General features: G+C 61.7%; 2 protein-coding genes. Both read right to left on the reverse strand.

The window, feature by feature from the left end; translation table 11 throughout:
* Nucleotides 1-45: 45 nt before the first annotated feature.
* Complete coding sequence (istB, locus tag F4U94_RS23950) at nt 46-903, reverse strand: IS21-like element helper ATPase IstB (RefSeq protein WP_172598755.1); 858 nt, start codon at nt 901-903, stop codon at nt 46-48.
* Entirely contained in the window at nt 900-2,411 is a 1,512-nt protein-coding gene (istA, locus tag F4U94_RS23955) for an IS21 family transposase (RefSeq protein WP_120249346.1), read from the reverse strand. Before istA ends, istB begins: the two co-directional genes overlap by 4 nt.
* Nucleotides 2,412-2,522 lie beyond the last annotated feature (111 nt).

Here is a 2,522-nt window from a genome sequence, read left to right on the forward strand (position 1 = left end):
AGAGGGCCCCGATCGGGGCTCTCTTCATATCGTTGTCGTCATTGATCAGGTGGCGGTGATCTCGCCAGTGTCCGGGTCGACGACCGGAGTGGCCTGGTTTTGCTCCGTCCCGGCAGCACGGCGGCGGGCGGACTGCTTGAGGCGGTAGCTGTCGCCGTTCATGGCCAGGATGCTGACGTGGTGCGTGAGCCGATCGAGCAGCGCGCCGGTGAGCCGCTCGGATCCCAGGACCTGCGTCCAGTCCTCGAACGGCAGGTTGGATGTGACGATCGTTGATCCCCGCTCATAGCGCTGCGAGAAGGTCTCGAACAGCAGTTCAGCGCCTGTGGGCGAGAGGGGAACATAGCCCAGTTCATCAACGATCAGCAGCTTCACCGCCGCAAGATCGCGCTGCATCTTGAGCAGTCGCTTTTCGTCCCTCGCCTCCATCAACTGGTTGACCAGGGCAGCGGCGGTCGTGAACGCGACCGTGAAGCCTTTCTGGCAAGCTGCCAGTCCCAGCGCGAGCGCTACATGTGTCTTGCCGGTGCCGCTATTGCCCAGCGCGATGATATTCTCCCGCCGCAGGATGTATTCGCAGCGGGCCAGCTCCAGCACGAGCATTTTGTTGAGGCCTGGAATGGCCGTGAAGTCGAACGTGTCGAAGCTTTTCACCGCCGGGAACCGCGCAGCCCGGATCCGGCGCTCCACAGTGCGGCGCTCACGATCGATCAGCTCAAGTTCGATGAGGCGAAGCAGGTATCGGCTATGATCGACCCCGTCGCGTGCACATTCACGCGCCAGCTTCTCATATTCCCGCAGCACAGTGGGGAGTTTGAGTTGCTTGAGATGATGCGCGAGCAGGACCTGCGGCGTCCCCGCCATGGTGCCGGTCGGCATCTTGTCCTCTGCGACCTGGTTCATGCCGCCAACTCCTGAGATGTTTGGGGCACGAGCGCGGCATAGTCGGCGGCACGCGTCGTCTTCACGTCCATTTTCGGCAGATGGGGATAGGCTGCCAGGTCCAGGCGGGCGGGCCGCCGTTCGATGCGCGCCAGCGCGATCTGCTTGACCGCATCGAAGCCGATTGCGCCGATACAGATCGCCTCGTTCACCGCGAAGGTGACGATCTCCATCGGTATCGCCTCCAACAGGCGCAGGATCTGGATGAACTCGCGCTTGCCCTTGTTGCCCATACGCGCCTCAAGGAGGTGACGCATATGCTGGAACGCTTGCGGAAGGGCCCAGTCCTGCAACGCGGCGGCCTGATCGAGCGCATTGGGCTTGGTCTCGATTAGCGCCAGATAATGCAGCGGGTTCGCCACAAACATGGCCTCACCATAACAGCGCGGATGTCTGGCGATCTCCTCATTGCCACATAGGATGACCACCGTGTCGACGAAGCCCTTCACCATGACATCCTGGAAGCCATACCGGGTTGGCACCGAGTAGTCGTTGGTCCGGTAGCGCACCAGGGCGGTCGACGATACGCGAGCGGCCCTGGTCTCACACGGCTCGAACTGCCCTGCTGGCAATGCCCGCATCACCGCCAGATCGGCCAGGAGCCGTGCGCCGATCGTCTCGCTATGTCGGCCAGCCCGCTCTTCCTGACGGGCCCGGCAGCGACTCAACAGCTCATCATTGAAGTCATCGAAGCTGGGCGCATGTGGGATCGGCACCATGAAGTGCGATCGGGCGTGCTTGACCAAGCCTTCGACCTTCCCCTTGTCGTTCCCCTTTCCAGGCCGACCAAAGCGATCGGTGAAAAGGTAATGGCTGACGAGCCCGGTGAACGCGCGTGTTCGCTCGCGCTTCCCATCCCCGCAGATCCTGGCAACCGCGATCTTCGTGTTATCGTAAAGGATCGACAGCGGCACACCGCCGAAGAAGGCGAACGCCGATACATGCCCATCCAAAAACGCCTCGGTTGTCTCCGCTGGATAGACCTTCACAAAGCAGGCATCCGATTGCGGCAGGTCCATGCAGAAGAAGTGCATCTTCCGGCGGACACCATCGATCACGCCCACCGCTTCGCCAAAATCCACCTGTGCATGTCCTGGCGGGTGCGCCAGCGGCACGAACGTCTCGCGTCCCCGCGCCCGGCACAGCCGGACATAATCCTTTACGACAGTGTAGCCACCGCCAAAGCCATGCTCGTCGCGTAGACGTTCAAAGATCCGTTTGGCGCTGTGCCGCTGCTTCACAGGCGCAATGCGATCCGCTGCCAGGATCGCGTCAATCACTGGCAGCAGCGGCCCCAACTTCGGCTTCGCCACAGGCTTGGTCCGCGTGTAGCCGGGCGGCAGAGAAAACCGGCACATCTTCGATATCGTCTCGCGGCTCAGTCCAAAGACCTTCGCGGCCTCGCGCTGGCTGTTACCTTCAACAAAAACAAAGTGCCGAACGGCGGCGTAGCTCTCCACGGCAAACATCCCCGGCCACCCCCCTTAAAAGGAGCAACCTATCCAATGGCTGGTTTTTAAACCGCCACGCTCAGCAAATCGCTGGCGTTACATTGGCCTGGTTTGTCACCGCCCTCTACA

The organism is Sphingobium limneticum (genome assembly GCF_008710155.1).
In the GTDB taxonomy this organism is placed as follows: Bacteria; Pseudomonadota; Alphaproteobacteria; order Sphingomonadales; family Sphingomonadaceae; genus Sphingobium; species Sphingobium limneticum.